Genomic DNA, 15,967 nt, shown 5'->3' on the forward strand with positions numbered 1-15,967 from the left:
TAAAGTGTAGACCAACGCGGAGTAGACCGATACTCGACTATCACCACATTCTTGCCTGATTTCGCCCGTAGGAGAACGAGGCGACGAGAATGCCTGCGCTACATCAATCAGTCCTGCGAGGACATGCTCTAGGTCAAGGTTGTCGGTGTCTGGACCTGGAGCAAGCTCAACAATCGTGAAGGCATGCAGCCATCTCGTCGTCGTCGTCGGGCGCACGCCAGTGGCGTCCGACACGAGTACAGTATCGGACCACTGGCTCGCGATACAAAAAATACAACGGACAACCTGTCCGGACCGTGCGTTGCCTAACAGAGCTCTGCTATCCGGCGCGATCATGCCGCGATCGGGTCCGAAATGCGGCCTGCATGCATCACTCTCCTGTCCAGATTCCTCTTGCTTTCCTGCCTGCTTTCCTTAAAATATAAATGAGAATCATTATCAATTGGAATGGCGAACTTGGGAGCGAGATCGAATGTGCGACAAGGAAACGATGCATGATGCCGGCCTGCCCTGCGCCCACGGGCTGCAGGGTTCGCGCCGCCGGCGCGTCTGGGAACTCAGCCATGCCTGCCATTGCCCCCTGATCGGGGTCGGCCTGCCGCTGGGCGTGCTGCGCCGGCTGGTGGAGAAAGTGACTGGCGGCGAGCTGATGCATGACGACTACGAGATCCACGTCGGGGCCGTCAGCGATTGCCTGCTGCGCACACCGGTGGCCGACGCCGTGCAGAAGGAACTCGAGCGCCGCTACGCGGTCAACATCCAGCGTTTCCGCGCGGCGAAAACCACGGAAGACGTCGGCCGCATGTGGGACGCGGCGGTAGCGGCCGGCGACGTCGCCGGCGCCTTCTGGGCCGGCCTGAGCCACCCGCGCTGCACTGCCGAGCTCGAGGAAAAGATGTGCCGCGACATCCACATGGTGCAGCACCAGGCCGGCGCCTGCGCCCGCGCGGACATCAACAGGTTCAACGCGCTGCTGGCCGACAACGCCAGGCTGGAGCGCGAGCTGGCGCGGACCCAGGAGCGTTGCCAGGCCCTGGCGCAGGACAAGGCCGAGGCGGCGGAGCGCCACGAGCAGCAGCTGATGCAGGCGCGCGCCACCGTCATCGGCAAGGACACCGAGATCCACAAGCTGCGCACCGAGCTGGCCCAGCTGGCCGCCGCCGTGCCTGAGCTGGAAAGCCGCCAGCGCCTGGCCAACCGGGTGGCGCAGATGGAAGCGCGCGAGCAGGCCTTGCGGGCGCAACTGGCCGAGCTGAAGGCGGTGCGCACCGCGTCGGCGCCGCAGGAAGAACCGGTGCCGGCCCTCCCTGCCCCGCCGCCGTCCGGGATCCAGGAAGCGCCGGTGCGCCTGTTCAACCGCAGCGTGCTCTGCGTGGGCGGACGCGACGGCAACGTGCCGAGCTACCGCACCCTGGTCGAGCGCGCCGGCGGCCAGTTCGCCCACCACGACGGCGGCCTGAAGGACAGCAGCAGCCTGCTCGACGCCAGCCTGGCCGCGGCCGACCTGGTGATCTGCCAGACCGGCTGCATCAGCCACGCCGCCTATTGGCGGGTGAAGGACCATTGCAAGCGCACGGGCAAGCGCTGCGTGTTCGTCGACAACCCGAGCGTGTCGAGCCTGGCGCGCGGGCTGCAGGAGGCGGGAGAGCCGGCGCTGGCAAGCGAAGACTGAACCGCATGCAAGGCACGGTGGACTTTTTCGATGCCATTGAGCAAAATCGTCTCCATACTCTCGGAGACCAGCGTGCCCACGATCGACCCGCGCATCGACGCCTACATCGCCAACTCGGCCGACTTCGCCCAGCCCATCCTGCGCCATCTGCGCCAGGTCGTGCACGAAGCCTGCCCGGACGTGGAAGAGACCATCAAATGGAGCATGCCCTTCTTCCTCTACCAGGGCATGCTGTGCAATATGGCCTCGTTCAAGGCGCATTGCAGCTTCGGCTTCTGGAAAGGCGAGCTGCTGGTGGCGCAGGAAGACGACAAGGGGCGCGAGGCGATGGGCCAGTTCGGCCGCATCGCTTCGCTCAAGGACTTGCCGCCCAAGAAGACGCTAACCGCCTACGTCAAGAAGGCGATGGCCCTGAACACGGAAGGCGTGAAGGCGCCGGCGCGCGCCAAGCCGAAGCTGGCGCGCGAACTGGTGGTGCCGGACTATCTGCTCGCCGCCTTGGAAGACAAACCGGGCGCCAAGGAACACTTCGAAGCCTTCTCGCCCAGCGCCAGGCGCGAGTACGTGGACTGGCTGCTCGACGCCAAGACCGAGCCCACCCGGCTGCGCCGCCTGGAGCAGGCGGTGGAGTGGATCGGCGAGGGCAAGCAGCGCAACTGGAAATACCAGAACTGCTGAACCGGCGCCGGAATGCAAAAAGGGCCACCCTGACGGGTGGCCCTTCTCGCTATTCTGGTGCCGCTGACCGGAATCGAACTGGTGACCTTCGCATTACGAATGCGCTGCTCTACCGACTGAGCTACAGCGGCGAAAGAACCGTATTCTAGCAAATAACGCCACAAACTTGCTAGTGTGTATCGCTAGCTCGCGGCCTTATTGCAAAAATATCTAGTCCGCGTGGTAGCCGGTCACCACTTCCACTTCTTCCTTCGAGCCCAGGAAGACCGGCACGCGCTGGTGCAGCTTGTGCGGCGGGATGTCCAGGATGCGGCCTTTGCCGTCGGTGGCGGCGCCGCCGGCCTGCTCGACGATCATCGCCATCGGGTTGGCTTCGTACATCAGGCGCAGCTTGCCCGGCGAGCCGGGGTCGCGCAGGTCGGCCGGGTACATGAAGACGCCGCCGCGGTTCAGGATGCGGTGCACGTCGGCCACCATCGAGGCGATCCAGCGCATGTTGAAGTCCTTGGCACGCGGACCGGTGCTACCCGCCAGCAGCTCGTCGACGTAGCGCTGCACCGGCGGGTGCCAGTGGCGCTTGTTCGACATGTTGATCGCGAATTCCTTGGTAGACTCCGGGATCTTCATGTCGCTCTGGGTCAGGACCCAGGAACCCATCTCGCGGTCCAGGGTGAAGCAGTGCACGCCGTTGCCGGTGGTGAGCACCAGCATGGTTTGCGGGCCGTAGACCGCGTAGCCGGCCGCGACCTGGGCCGTGCCCGGCTGCAGGAAGTCCTGCTCGGTCGGCTGGGTCATGCCTTCCGGGGCCTTGAGCACCGAGAAAATGGTGCCGATCGAGACGTTGACGTCGATGTTCGACGAGCCGTCCAGCGGATCGAAGAGCAGCAGGAATTCGCCCTTCGGATAACGGCTCGGGATCTGGCGGATGGTTTCCATCTCTTCCGAGGCCATCGCGGCCAGGTGGCCGCCCCACTCGTTGGCTTCGAGCAGAATCTCGTTCGAGATCACGTCCAGTTTCTTCTGCACTTCGCCCTGGATGTTCTCGGTGTCGGCACTGCCCAAGACTTCGCCCAGCGCGCCCTTGCTGACCGAATAGCTGATGCGCTTGCACGCACGCGCCACGACCTCGATCAGGAGGCGCAGCTCGGCGTTGATGTTCTGGTGGAGGCGTTGCTCCTCCACCAGGTATTGGGTAAGGCTGACGCGTTTCATGGACTTCCTTTGGATGGGTTATTAAATTCTTTTGCGTAGGGTCGGCGGCGGGAAATGCGTCCGGTGAACGCGTTTCCGCCAACCCTACGTTAATTTGCAAGCGCCTTGCTGACCACCTCGCGCACGTCGTTCGACAATTCCGGCTGGCCGGCCACCTGCTGCAGGGCCGACTGCATCTGGGCCTGCAGCTCCGGCGCATAGCGGCGCCAGCGGTCCATGGCGCGCGCCAGGCGGCTGGCGACTTGCGGGTTGAGCGCGTCGAGCGCGATCACCTGCTCGGCCCAGAACTGGTAGCCGCTGCCGTCCGGGGCGTGGAACTGCACCGGATTGCTGGCGCAGAAGGCCGCCACCAGGCTGCGGGCGCGGTTCGGGTTGCGCAGGGTGAAGGCCGGATGGCGCATCAGCGCGCGTACCGCCGCCACGTCGGTGGTCGGGGCGGTGGCCTGCATCGTGAACCACTTGTCCACGACCAGGGCTTCGCCCTTGAACTCTTCGTAGAACACGTCCAGCGCATCGGCGGCTTCCGGTACGCGCGACTGGATCAGTGCGCTCAGGGCGGCGGCGCGGTCGGTCATGTTGTCGGCGGTCTCGAACTGGCGCTGTGCCATGGCCACGCTCTCGGCATCCGGCACGGCGTTCAGGTAAGCCAGCGCCAGGTTCTTCAGCGCCCGCTTGCCGGCGGACGCGGCATCCGGACTGTAGGCGCCCGGGGTCTGGTTGGCCTCGTATTGGGCCAGCAGCTCCCTGCGCAGGCGCGTGCCGAGGTCGGCGCGCATGAACTGGCGCGCGGTGTGCACGGCCAGCGGGTCGACCTGGTCGAGCTGCTCCGAAATCATGGTTTCCGAAGGCAGCAGCAAGGCCTGCTCGCGGAACGCCGGGTCGAGCGATGCGTCGGCCAGCATCTTGCGCATCGCCTCGATGAAGGTATCGTCCAGGTCCAGGCGGGTGGAGGAGACTTTCGCTTCGCCGGTAAGCTTGAGCAGGCGGCCCATGGCCAGGCGCTGGCCGGCTTCCCAGCGGTTGACCGGGTCGCTGTCATAGCTGAACAGGTGCAGCAGCTCGCTGTCGCTGTAGCCGTGCTGCAGGATCACCGGCGCCGAGAAGTCGCGCAGCACCGAGGGTACCGGCTGCTCTTTCACATCGGTGAACACGAAGGTCTGCTCGGCCTGGGTCAGTTCCAGCACCGCGGTGGTCCCGCGGTGCTGGCCGTCGACCACCAGGCGCATGTCGCGGCCCTCGTGGTCGAGCAGGCCGACCGCCACCGGGATGTGGAAGGGCAGCTTGTCCGGCTGGCCGGGTGTCGGCGGGCAGGACTGGAAGAATTTCATGGTGTAGGTATGCGCCGTCTCGTCCCAGCGCGACTCGAAGCGCAGCTGCGGCGTGCCGGCCTGGCTGTACCAGCGTTCGAACTGGGTTAGGTCGCGCCCGTTGGCGTCGGCCATCGCGCGGCGGAAGTCGTCGCACTCGACCGCCTGGCCGTCATGGCGCTGGAAGTACAGGTCCATGCCCTTGCGGAAGCCCTCGCGCCCCAGCAGGGTCTGGTACATGCGCACCACTTCGGCGCCCTTCTCGTACACGGTCACCGTGTAGAAGTTGTTGATCTCCACAAACGAGTCGGGACGCACCGGGTGGGCCATCGGGCCGGCGTCCTCGGGGAACTGGGCCTGGCGCAGGGTGCGCACCTGGTCGATGCGGGTGACGGCGCGGCCGGTATCGGTGCCGATCATGTCGGCCGTGAATTCCTGGTCGCGGAAGACCGTCAGGCCTTCCTTCAGGGACAGCTGGAACCAGTCGCGGCAGGTGACGCGGTTGCCGGTCCAGTTGTGGAAGTACTCGTGCGCCACCACCGCCTCGATGCCCTGGAAGTCGACGTCGGTCGCCACCCGCGGGTTGGCCAGCACGAACTTGGTGTTGAAGATGTTCAGGCCCTTGTTTTCCATCGCGCCCATGTTGAAGTCGCTGGTGGCGACGATCATGAAGCGGTCCAGGTCGAGCTCGAGGCCATAGCGCTCCTCGTCCCAGCGGATGCTGTGCTTGAGCGACTGCATCGCGTAGTCGGTCTTGTCGAGGTTGCCCTCCTCGACCCACACCTGCAGCAGGGCGTCGCGGCCGTCCGCCAGGCGGAAGCTCTCTTCCTGGCAGACCAGGCGCGCCGCCACCAGGGCGAACAGGTAGGACGGCTTCTTGAACGGGTCTTCCCACAGCGCGTAGTGGCGGCCGTCGTCCAGCTCGCCTTCTTCCAGCAGGTTGCCGTTCGAGAGCAGGACCGGGTAGCGCTCCTTGTCGGCGCGCAGCATGACCTTGTAGGTGGCCATCACGTCCGGACGGTCCGGGAAGAAGGTGATGCGGCGGAAGCCTTCGGCTTCGCACTGGGTGAAGAAGTTCCCATTGGAAACGTACAGCCCGCTCAGGGTGGTGTTCTGCTCGGGCACGCACACGGTTTCGATCTCGAGGGTGACGTGCTCGGGCGCCTCGAAAATGACCAGGGTATGGTGGGCCAGGTGGTAGTCCCCCTTGCCCAGGGCCTTGCCGTTCAGGCGCAGCGCCACCAGCTCGATATCCTCCCCATGCAGCTCGATCGTCCGCTGGCCGCCGTCGGGATTGCGGCGCATCGTCAGCCGGTTGGCGACGACGGTGCGGCTTGGGTCGAGGTCAAAGCCGAGCTCGACAGTATCCACCAGGTAACTCGGCGGGGTATAGTCCTTCCGGTAAATGGTCTGGGGCGTATCGGTGCGCATAGGGGGTCCGCAAACACAGTGGATGAAGTGCTTATTTTACCAACAAGATTTTCAAGCGCTTCATACGATTTCATGTATCGGAATGTGCCCGCATGTTGATGATCGTAACTGGGTGTAAATTACGCGCAATATATGCCAGACAAAAGCTAAGCTACATCATCGGGGAAAGACCGACTTCATCAAGGGAGAAAGCAATGAAACGCCTGATCATGGCCGCCGCGGGAACGGCGCTGGCGCTGCTGCTGGGAGGCTGCGCCACGACCTACCGCAGCGACGTCACGACCTTCCATCAATGGCCCGCCCAGATGGAAGACAAGACCTTTGTCTTCGAGGTGCCGCCGCCGGTGGACGACACGCTCGAATGGCGCAGCTACCAGGAACTGGTGCGCGGCGAGCTGGCGCGCCTGGGCTTCCGCGACGCCAACGGCGCCAAGCCTGCGCTGACCGTGGGGATGCGTTTCACCACCACCGACATCCCGGTGCGGGTGCTGGAGCCGGTGATGTCTCCCTTCTACCACCCGATGCCGCGCTTCGGCTACGGCTACCGCGGCTTCCACCGCCGCTACTGGGGCGGCTGGTATAGCCCCTTCTACGATCCGTTCTGGGGTCCCTATCCGGCCTACCAGGTGTCGATCGAACACCAGTACCGGCGCGAGCTCCAGGTGTCGATCAAGCAGGCGAGCGACGCCAAGCGGCTGTTCGACGTCACCGTGCACAACACCAGCCGCGAGCTGTCGACGCCGGAGGTGATGCCGGCGCTGGTAAAGAGCGCGTTCGCGGGCTTCCCGGGGGTGTCGGGGACGGCGCGGCGGGTCGAAGTGAAGCTGGAAGAGAAGAAGGGGTAGTCCACGGGAGTGGATGAAGGAAGGCCAGGCATTGCCTGGCCTTTTTGTTCGTTGGGCTTGATCCTGTCCGCGTCGTACGATGCATCCGTCAGCCCGCTCCCCTACCCCGTCGTCCCCGCGAAGGCGGGGATCCAAGTTTGCACGTGTAGCGATAACGTTTGATTAGATGGCTGCTCACATAAACTTGGGTCCCCGCCTTCGCGGGGAGTCATTGCCGCCAGTGGCGGGAATGACGGTTTTGAGGGCACGGGTTGTGGATGTGCTGGCGGCTACCAGCAGTGCTCAACTAAACCACGCCTCCGACCCAAACGTGATCGCCACGATCATCAACAGCGCCGCCGCCAGCACGACCAGCAGCCGTCCGAACTTCGGCACCCCATCATCCCCCGGCGGCGAAGGACGCCCGTCTCCGTTCGTGTCCCTCATGGCAGCAGCACCGTCGAACCGGTGGTGCGCCGGCTTTCTAGCGCGCGGTGCGCCTCGGCGGCCTGGGCCAGCGGGAAGGTCTGATTGACCTCGATCTTCAGCTTGCCGCTTTCGACCATGCCGAACAGGTCGGCCGCCATCGCCTCCAGCTCGGTCCGCGTCGCCATGTAGGCGCCCAGAGTCGGGCGGGTGAGGTAGAGCGAACCGCGCTTGGCCAGCTCGCCCGGCGAGAACGTCTCCACCGGCCCGGACGCATTGCCGAAGCTGACCATCAGCCCGCGCGGCTTCAGGCAGTCGAGCGAGGCGAAGAAGGTGTCCTTGCCCACCGAGTCATACACCACCGGCACGCCCGCGCCGTTGGTGAGTGCGCGCACGCGCGCCACGATGTCTTCCTCGTTGTAGTTGATGACGTGGGCGGCGCCGTGCGCCAGGGCCAGTTCGCCCTTTTCCTTCGACCCCACCGTGCCGATCAGGTTCACTCCGAGTGCGCGCGCCCACTGGCAGGCGATCAGGCCCACGCCACCGGCGGCGGCGTGGAACAGGATGGTCTGGCCGGCCGTGAGCGGGTAGGTGCTGCGGAACAGGTATTGCACCGTCAGCCCCTGCAGCATCATGGCGGCGGCGGTCTCGAAACCCACCGCATCCGGCAGCTTGACCAGCACATGGGCCGGCATCGCGCGCAGCTCGGCGTAGGCGCCGTTCGGGCCGCCCGCGTAGGCGACGCGGTCTCCCGGGCGCACATGGGCGACGCCCTCGCCCACCGCCTCGACCACGCCCGCCCCTTCCTGGCCCAGGCCGGCGGGCAGCGGCTGCGGATACAGGCCGGTGCGGAAATACACGTCGATGAAGTTCAGGCCGACCGCGTGCTGGCGCACCAGCGCCTCGCCCGGTCCCGGCTCACCGACTTCGACCTCGACATACTCCATGACTTCGGGACCGCCGTTGGCGGCGATCCGGATCGCTTTGGCGCGCATGCGGCCTCCCCTTCTTATTTGCCGACGGCCGCCTGGTAGGCGCCGCGCAGTTGCGACAGCACCAGGTGCGCGGTCGATACATTGGTGGCGCAGGCGATGTTGTGCACGTCGCAGGCGCGGACCAGGGCGTTGATGTCGGGTTCGTGCGGCTGCGGCGTCATCGGGTCGCGCAGGAAGATCACGCAGTCGATCTGGCCGTTGACCAGCTGGGCGCCGATCTGCAGGTCGCCGCCTACCGGGCCGGAATGCATGCGCTCGACGGTGAGGCCGAGCTCATTGACCAGGCGTCCGCCGGTGGTCCCGGTGGCGGACAGGATGCAGGTCTGCAGGAAGTCGCGGTACTCGCCCGCGAGCTTGATCATGTCGTCCTTCTTCTTGTCGTGCGCGATGAGTGCGATACGTGGGATGGGTTGGGTCGATGTGGTCATTTTTTGAGCGACAGGAGGTAAATCCCCACAAGCACAAGCCCGGTGCCGGCCAGCTGCACCGCCGTGATCGGCTCCCCGAGGATGAGGGCGCCCAGGAACAGCGTCGACACCGGTCCGATCATGCCTGCCTGCGAGGCGGTCGCCGCGCCGATGCGCTGCACCGCGACCATGGTCATAAATACGGGGAAGATCGTACAGAATACTCCATTCGCGAGCGAGAGCCAGTAAACCGGCGCCGGCTGCACCAGCAGGCTGGCCGGACGCAGCACGAAGAACTGCAGGATGCAGGCCGCGCTCGACACGCACATCGCGTAGGCCACCAGGCGCAGCGAGCCGATGCGGCGCACCATCTCGCCCGAGCCCAGCAGGTAAACCGCATAGCTGAGCGCCGAGCCCAGCACGAACAGCGACCCGAGCACCGTGCTGCCGGCGCCGCCCGCCAGGTCGTGCACGAAGACCAGCACGATGCCGCAATAGGCCAGCCCCAGGGCGCACCATTCGACCGCGCCGATGCGGCGCTTGAAGAACACCGCATTGATGACCAGAACGAAGGTCGGGGTCAGGAACAGGATCAGGCGCTCCAGCCCGACCGAGATGTGCTGCAGCCCGAGAAAGTCGAGGTAACTCGACAGGTAGTAACCGATGAGGCCGAGCCCGACCAGGCGCCAGCGGTCGGAAGGCGACAGCGGTGGCCCGGCGCGCATTTTCCAGATCGCGACGGCGGCGAACACCGGGAGCGAGAACAGCATTCTGAACGCGATCAAAGTCACCGCATCGATGTGGTACCGGTACAGCAGTTTCGCGACCACCGCCTTCGTCGAAAACAGGACGGCGCCGCCGATGGCGATCGAGAGGCCGCCGACCAGGGCCGAACGTGGTAAAGGAGCAGCAGGATAGTCAGCGAGGCTTTTGTTCATCCGACGATTGTAGAACGGCTGCGCCGAACCTGCTGACGGGTCCGTTGAACGCCGGTCCGGGCATGCGGTCGAACTGAACACGTCAACGACAGGAGAAGCGCATGTCGCCCGCTCTCATTCCACGAAACGCAAGGCCGTCACCCCCGCGCAGGCGGGGGCCCACATTCGCCCGCGCATCCGCGGCGAGCCAGGGGGCCGCACCATGAACCTGATCGACACCGGAAGCCACGCCGCCGCCGACCGGCAGGTCCAACTGGGCCTGGTCTGGCTGTCGCTGGTCGCCGTCCTCTGCTGGCTGGTGCTCCTGGTCGGCGCCCTGTACACGGGGGCCGGCGCGGAATTTACCAGCATCGCGGCCGCCGGCGTCCCCGCCCCCGCCCCCTACGGCGCCGGCCAGCTGCTGCTGGTCACCGCCCTCTGGGGCGGAATGAGCACCGCCGTGATGCTGCCGCTCGCCATCCGCCCCACCATCCTGGTCGCGCGCGCGGCCCGGTGGCATTGCGCGCCCATGCCGCGCCTGCGCACGGCGCTGTTCGTGCTTGGCCACATGCTTCCCTGCGCCGGTTTCGCGCTGCTCGCGGCCCTGATGCAATGGACCCTGCACGACGCCGGCATGCTCGACGACACCATGGGAGTGCGCTATCCGGGGGCCCTTGGCCTGGCGCTGGTGGCGGCCGGCATCTACCAGTGGCTGCCGGCCAAGCATGCCTGCCTGGCGCACTGCCGCGCGCCGCTACCGGGCCTGCTGGCCGACTGGAGCGACGATCCCCATGACGCCCTGCGCCGCGGCTTCGGCCATGCCCGCACCTGCATGGGCAGCATCTGGCTGCTGATGCTGCTGCCACTGGCGGCCGGGCCGGTCCACCCGGCGCCGGTCGCCGCCCTGCTGGTGCTGGCGCCGGCCGAAATCAGGCTGGCTGGCGGGCACTGGATCGCCAGCGCGGGCGGGCTGGCGCTGCTGGCCTGGGGGACCTGGCTGTTGTTCCCATGAGTCGGGCCTGACGATTTTGCAAGAGGGGCCTATGTTAGAATGTCGGCCACTCTTGCATACTGGGAGCCGCAGCTTCCCTTACCGTCTAAGGAATTCTCGACATGGCTGGACACAGCAAATGGGCCAACATCAAGCATAAGAAAGCCGCCACCGACGCCAAGCGCGGCAAGATCTGGACGCGCCTGATCAAGGAAATCACCGTGGCTGCACGTATGGGCGGGGGCGATATCGCCACCAACCCGCGCCTGCGCCTGGCGGTGGACAAGGCCGCCGATGCGAACATGCCGAAAGATAACGTCACGCGCGCGATCCAGCGCGGTTCGGGCGGCCTGGAAGGTGTCAACTATGAAGAAGTGCGCTACGAGGGCTACGGCATCGGCGGTGCCGCGATCATCGTCGACTGCATGACCGACAACCGTGTGCGTACCGTGGCCGAAGTGCGCCACGCCTTCAGCAAATTCGGCGGCAACATGGGCACCGAGGGTTCGGTGGCCTTCATGTTCAAGCACACCGGCCAGTTCCTGTTCGCGCCTGGCGTGGAAGAAGACAAGCTGATGGAAGCCGCGCTCGAAGCCGGCGCCGACGACGTCGTCCCCGACGAGGAAGGCGGCTTCGAAGTGCTGTGCGATCCGTTCGCCTTCGCCGGCGTGAAGGACGCGCTGGAGCAGGCCGGCTTCAAGGCCGAAGTGGCGGAAGTCATCATGAAGCCCGCGACCGAGACCGTGTTCACCGGCGACGACGCGGCCAGGATGCAGAAGCTGCTCGACGCGCTGGAAAACCTGGACGACGTCCAGGAGGTCTACACCAACGCCGTGATCGAAGAATAAACCGGAAGCTCCCATGAAAATCCTCGTAGTCGGCTCGGGCGGCCGCGAACACGCCCTGGCCTGGAAACTGGCCCAATCCGAACGCGTCCAGACCGTCTTCGTCGCCCCCGGCAACGGCGGCACCGAACTCGATGCGCACCTGGTCAACATCGAGATCATCGATCCGGCGGCCCTGGCCGACTTCGTGGTGGCCGAAGGCATCCACCTGACCCTGGTCGGTCCCGAAGCGCCGCTGGCGGCGGGCATCGTCAACCTGTTCCGCGCGCGCGGCCTCAAGATCTTCGGTCCCACCAGGGAAGCAGCCCAGCTGGAAAGCTCGAAGGACTTCGCCAAGGCCTTCATGCAGCGCCACGGCATCCCGACCGCCAAGTACCAGAGCTTCTCGGATGCGGCCCAGGCCCACGACTATATCAATGCCAACGGCGCCCCGATCGTCATCAAGGCCGACGGCCTGGCGGCCGGCAAGGGCGTGGTGGTGGCGATGAGCCTCGACGAAGCGCATGCCGCCGTCGACCACATGCTGTCCGATAACGCCTTCGGCGACGCCGGCGCGCGCATCGTGATCGAGGAATTCCTGGCCGGCGAAGAAGCCAGCTTCATCGTCATGTGCGACGGCAAGAACGTCCTGGCCCTGGCCACCAGCCAGGACCACAAGCGCCTCAAGGACCAGGACGAGGGTCCGAACACGGGCGGCATGGGCGCCTATTCCCCTGCCCCGATCGTGACCCCGTCGATGCACGCGCGCGTGATGCGCGAGATCATCAACCCGACCATCCAGGGCATGGCCAAGGACGGCATCACCTACACCGGCTTCCTGTACGCCGGCCTGATGATCGACGCCGACGGCAACCCGCGCACCCTGGAATTCAATTGCCGCATGGGCGACCCGGAAACCCAGCCGATCATGGCGCGCCTGAAGAGCGACTTCCTGAGCGTGGTGGACCACGCCTGCAACGGCACCCTGGACGCCGTGGAACTCGAATGGGACCGCCGCACCGCGGTGGGCGTCGTGATGGCCGCCGAAGGCTATCCGGAAAGCCCGCGCAAGGGCGACATCATCGACGGCATCCCGGCCGAGACGCCCGAATGCGTCACCTTCCACGCCGGCACCCAGATGGTGGGCGGCACCCTGCAGACCAACGGCGGCCGCGTGCTGTGCGTGGTCGGCCTGGGCGACAGCGTCAAGATGGCGCAGAAGCAGGCGTATGAGACGGTGGAAAAGATCCACTTCAATGGCGCGCAGTATCGGCGTGATATTGGGTGGCGTGGAGTAAAGTGATTTCTGCACGTGCCGGTATCCGGAGACGGTAGCGGCATGCAAGCAAACTTGGGTTCCCGCCTGCGCGGGAATGACGGGTTGAAGCAGGTAGCCACGACAAGCTGTTGTGGCCAGCTGCCAAAAAACCGTCATTCCCGCGCAGGCGGGAACCCAAGTTCTTTGCATCGATGCGGCGCTCGTACTCGCCATTCCAAGTACTAAACGTAACAACACCTCAAAGCCAGGTGTACAATCTGCCCACTTTTTCGCATTCTTATCCGATCCGCATGTCCACCCCATCCCCCCACGCCGTCAAAGCCTGGCTGCTCTCGCTCCAGGCGCGCATCGTGCAAGCCCTCGAGGAAGTCGACGGCAAGCCCTTCCTGCGCGACGCCTGGGAACGCCCTGAAGGCGGCGGCGGGATTTCGCGCCTGATCGAGGAAGGCAATGTGATCGAGCGCGGCGGCGTGAACTTCTCTCACGTGATGGGCAAGAACTTGCCGCCGTCGGCCATGGCCGCGCGTCCGGAACTGGCCGGCCGCGCCTGGGAAGCCATGGGCGTGTCGCTGGTGCTGCACCCGCGTAACCCCTACGCCCCCACCGTGCACATGAACGTGCGTTTCTTCGAAGCCACGGCGGAAGGCAAGGACCCGGTCTGGTGGTTCGGCGGCGGCATGGACCTGACGCCCTACTACGGCGATGCCGGCGACGCCCGCCACTTCCACCAGGTCTGCCACGACGCGCTCGCGCCCTATGGCGAGGCGCTGCACCCGCGCTTCAAGACCTGGTGCGACGAGTATTTCTACCTGAAGCACCGAAGGGAAGCACGCGGCGTGGGCGGCATCTTCTTCGACGATTTCAACGAGGCCGGCTTCGACGCGGCCTTCGCGATGGTGCAAAGCGTGGGCGACAACTTCCTGAACGCCTACCTGCCCATTCTCAATGCACGCAAGGACACGCCCTACGGCGAGCGCGAACGCGACTTCCAGGCATACCGCCGCGGCCGCTATGTCGAGTTCAACCTGGTCTGGGACCGCGGCACCCTGTTCGGCCTGCAGTCGGGCGGGCGCACCGAAGCCATCCTGATGTCGATGCCGCCGATCGTGAAATGGCGCTACGACTGGCATCCGGAACCCGGCAGCCCCGAGGCCCAGCTGTATACGGACTTCCTGGTCCACCGGGACTGGCTGCAGTCGTGACCTTCTGCGTTGCCTTGCTGGGAGGAAGTTTTGACCCAGTGCATCACGGCCACGTCGCACTGGCCGAGCTGTTCGCCGATCTGCTGCACCCCGACCAGCTGCGCGTGCTGCCGGCCCGTCCGTGGCAAAAAGGCGCGTTGCGGGTCAGCGATGCCGACCGCGTCGCCATGCTGGAACTGGCCTTCCAGAACAAGCCCTTCCCGGTCTTCCTGGACTTGCAGGAAATCGAACGAGACCAGCCGACCTATACCGTCGACACCCTGCGCGCCCTGCGCGCCGAGCTGGGGTCGGAGGCCTCCATCGTGTTCCTGATGGGCGCCGACCAGCTGCAGAAGCTCGACACCTGGCGCGACTGGCATGCGCTGTTCGGGCTGGCCAACCTGGGCGTGGCGGCCCGTCCCGGCTACGACCTGGCGAGCGACAAGCTGCCGCCACAGGTGGCCCAAGAATTGTCCGCGCGGCTTGCAACGCCGGACGCAGTGCGGGAAACCCCGTACGGAAAAGTTTGTCTGGCGCAGACGCTGGCGGTCGACATCTCGGCCACGCAGATCCGCGACGCCCTGCGCGATGGCGCGGACGCAAGCGCGCTGGTGATGGCGCAAGTGCTAGACTATATTCAACAACACAACCTCTATAAAAACTAATGGATATCAAGAAACTGCAAACCCTGGTGGTGGACGCCCTGGAAGACGTCAAGGGCCAGGACATCGTCCTGTTCGACACCACCCACCTGACCAGCCTGTTCGACCGCATTGCCGTGGTCTCGGGTACCTCGAACCGCCAGACCAAGGCGCTGGCGGCATCGGTGCGCGACAAGGTCAAGGCGGCGGGCGGCGACGTGGTCGGCCTGGAAGGCGAAGACACCGGCGAATGGGTGCTGGTCGACCTGGGCGACATGATCGTCCACATCATGCAGCCGGCCATCCGCCAGTACTACCGCCTGGAAGAAATATGGGGCGAGAAGCCGGTCAAGCTGGGCGCGGCCAAGCGCAAGTCGACGCCGGAAGCGCTTGAAGCTGCCGAGCCGAAAATCAAGTCCAAGCACCTGGCGGCCAACCAGGACCAGCCGGAAGCCAAGCCGGTGCGCGAGCGCAAGCCGGCGGCCAAGAAAGCGGCTGCCGAGGCGCCGGCCAAGAAGCCTGCCGCCAAGAAAGCCCCGGTCGGCAAGACCGTCAAGGTAGCGCCGAGCAAGAGCGAAACCGCCGCGGTCGAAGCGCTGAAGGCCAAGCCGCCAAAGCGCGTCTCCGCCAAGGCCGCCGCTCCCGCCGCCGATGCCGCACCTGCCAAGAAGGTGATCCGCCGCGTGAAGAAAGCGGCAGAGTAAGCCTCGATGCAGTTGTTGATTGTCGCGGTCGGCCACAAGATGCCGGCCTGGATCGAGACCGGCTTTGCCGAGTACGTCAAGCGCATGCCGCCCGAACTGCGCATCGTGCTCAAGGAAATCAAGCCGGTCGAGCGCTCCGGCAGCAAGACGGCGGCCACCGCGATGGCGCTCGAACGCGAGCGTATCGAAGCGGTGCTGCCGAAAGGCGTGCGCATCATTGCCCTGGATGAACGCGGCAAGGACCTGACCAGTGTCGGCCTGTCGCGCCAGCTCGAGCAGTGGCAGCAGGACGGGCGCGACACCGCCTTCCTCATCGGCGGGGCCGACGGCCTCGATCCGGAGCTGAAGGCGCGCGCCGAGGGCATGATCCGCATCTCCAGCATGACGCTGCCGCACGGAATCGTGCGCGTCATGCTGGCGGAACAGTTGTACCGTGCCTGGACCATCACCCAGAACCATCCGTATCACCGCGTCTGAG

Annotated in this window: 15 protein-coding genes and 1 tRNA gene; 10 read left to right on the top strand and 6 right to left on the bottom strand. The window is 65.6% G+C overall.

All coding sequences use genetic code 11. From position 1 onward, the window contains the following. The first annotated feature begins 472 nt into the window (after positions 1-472). A complete protein-coding gene (locus V7778_RS15685) occupies positions 473-1,672 on the top strand; it encodes a DUF2325 domain-containing protein (RefSeq protein ID WP_442920730.1) in 1,200 nt (399 codons plus the stop codon). 72 nt (positions 1,673-1,744) lie between these two features. Beyond that, complete coding sequence (locus V7778_RS15690) at positions 1,745-2,350, top strand: YdeI/OmpD-associated family protein (protein ID WP_335556932.1); 606 nt, start codon at positions 1,745-1,747, stop codon at positions 2,348-2,350. 55 nt (positions 2,351-2,405) lie between these two features. On the opposite strand, the gene V7778_RS15695 is transcribed toward V7778_RS15690, so the two are convergent. The 3 genes from V7778_RS15695 to pepN all read right to left on the bottom strand — a co-directional run bounded on the left by V7778_RS15695 (position 2,406) and on the right by pepN (position 6,300). Then, positions 2,406-2,481, bottom strand: a tRNA-Thr gene (locus V7778_RS15695). Positions 2,482-2,560: 79 nt separating this feature from the next. Further along, positions 2,561-3,562 (bottom strand): class 1 fructose-bisphosphatase, encoded by a 1,002-nt coding sequence (locus V7778_RS15700; protein WP_335556933.1) that lies wholly within the window; start codon positions 3,560-3,562, stop codon positions 2,561-2,563. 89 nt (positions 3,563-3,651) lie between these two features. After that, entirely contained in the window at positions 3,652-6,300 is a 2,649-nt protein-coding gene (pepN, locus tag V7778_RS15705; protein WP_335556935.1) for an aminopeptidase N, read from the bottom strand. A gap of 194 nt (positions 6,301-6,494) precedes the next feature. Between pepN and V7778_RS15710 the strand changes: the two genes are divergently transcribed. Next, positions 6,495-7,145, top strand: coding sequence for a DUF4136 domain-containing protein (locus tag V7778_RS15710; RefSeq protein ID WP_335556936.1), 651 nt, complete (start codon positions 6,495-6,497; stop codon positions 7,143-7,145). 422 nt (positions 7,146-7,567) lie between these two features. On the opposite strand, the gene V7778_RS15715 is transcribed toward V7778_RS15710, so the two are convergent. The 3 genes from V7778_RS15715 to V7778_RS15725 are packed head-to-tail and all read right to left on the bottom strand — an operon-like array spanning position 7,568 to position 9,890. Beyond that, complete coding sequence (locus V7778_RS15715; RefSeq protein WP_335556938.1) at positions 7,568-8,545, bottom strand: quinone oxidoreductase family protein; 978 nt, start codon at positions 8,543-8,545, stop codon at positions 7,568-7,570. 14 nt (positions 8,546-8,559) lie between these two features. Continuing rightward, positions 8,560-8,973, bottom strand: coding sequence for a methylglyoxal synthase (locus V7778_RS15720; RefSeq protein WP_335556940.1), 414 nt, complete (start codon positions 8,971-8,973; stop codon positions 8,560-8,562). Further along, positions 8,970-9,890: a DMT family transporter gene (locus V7778_RS15725; RefSeq protein WP_335556942.1), complete on the bottom strand. Its 921-nt coding sequence runs from the start codon at positions 9,888-9,890 to the stop codon at positions 8,970-8,972. Before V7778_RS15725 ends, V7778_RS15720 begins: the two co-directional genes overlap by 4 nt. 202 nt (positions 9,891-10,092) lie before the next feature. Between V7778_RS15725 and V7778_RS15730 the strand changes: the two genes are divergently transcribed. The 7 genes from V7778_RS15730 (at position 10,093) to rlmH (ending at position 15,966) form a co-directional block, all read left to right on the top strand. Continuing rightward, a complete protein-coding gene (locus tag V7778_RS15730; protein WP_335556944.1) occupies positions 10,093-10,881 on the top strand; it encodes a DUF2182 domain-containing protein in 789 nt (262 codons plus the stop codon). A gap of 101 nt (positions 10,882-10,982) precedes the next feature. After that, complete coding sequence (locus tag V7778_RS15735; RefSeq protein ID WP_335556946.1) at positions 10,983-11,708, top strand: YebC/PmpR family DNA-binding transcriptional regulator; 726 nt, start codon at positions 10,983-10,985, stop codon at positions 11,706-11,708. A 13-nt stretch (positions 11,709-11,721) separates the two neighbouring features. Further along, the gene (purD, locus tag V7778_RS15740; RefSeq protein WP_335556948.1) at positions 11,722-12,987 is read left to right on the top strand and encodes a phosphoribosylamine--glycine ligase; all 1,266 of its coding nucleotides are present in this window, start codon (positions 11,722-11,724) and stop codon (positions 12,985-12,987) included. 266 nt (positions 12,988-13,253) lie between these two features. Next, positions 13,254-14,165, top strand: coding sequence for an oxygen-dependent coproporphyrinogen oxidase (gene hemF / locus V7778_RS15745; protein ID WP_335556950.1), 912 nt, complete (start codon positions 13,254-13,256; stop codon positions 14,163-14,165). Further along, the gene (locus tag V7778_RS15750) at positions 14,162-14,809 is read left to right on the top strand and encodes a nicotinate-nucleotide adenylyltransferase (protein WP_335556952.1); all 648 of its coding nucleotides are present in this window, start codon (positions 14,162-14,164) and stop codon (positions 14,807-14,809) included. The genes hemF and V7778_RS15750 overlap by 4 nt, the downstream gene beginning before the upstream one ends. Then, positions 14,809-15,489, top strand: a complete 681-nt coding sequence (rsfS, locus tag V7778_RS15755) for a ribosome silencing factor (protein ID WP_335556953.1) — start codon at positions 14,809-14,811, stop codon at positions 15,487-15,489. The genes V7778_RS15750 and rsfS overlap by 1 nt, the downstream gene beginning before the upstream one ends. Before the next feature lie 6 nt (positions 15,490-15,495). Continuing rightward, positions 15,496-15,966, top strand: coding sequence for a 23S rRNA (pseudouridine(1915)-N(3))-methyltransferase RlmH (gene rlmH, locus V7778_RS15760; RefSeq protein WP_211519828.1), 471 nt, complete (start codon positions 15,496-15,498; stop codon positions 15,964-15,966). Position 15,967 lies beyond the last annotated feature (1 nt).

Source organism: Massilia sp. DD77, assembly GCF_036961685.1.
Taxonomy (GTDB): Bacteria; Pseudomonadota; Gammaproteobacteria; order Burkholderiales; family Burkholderiaceae_D; genus Telluria.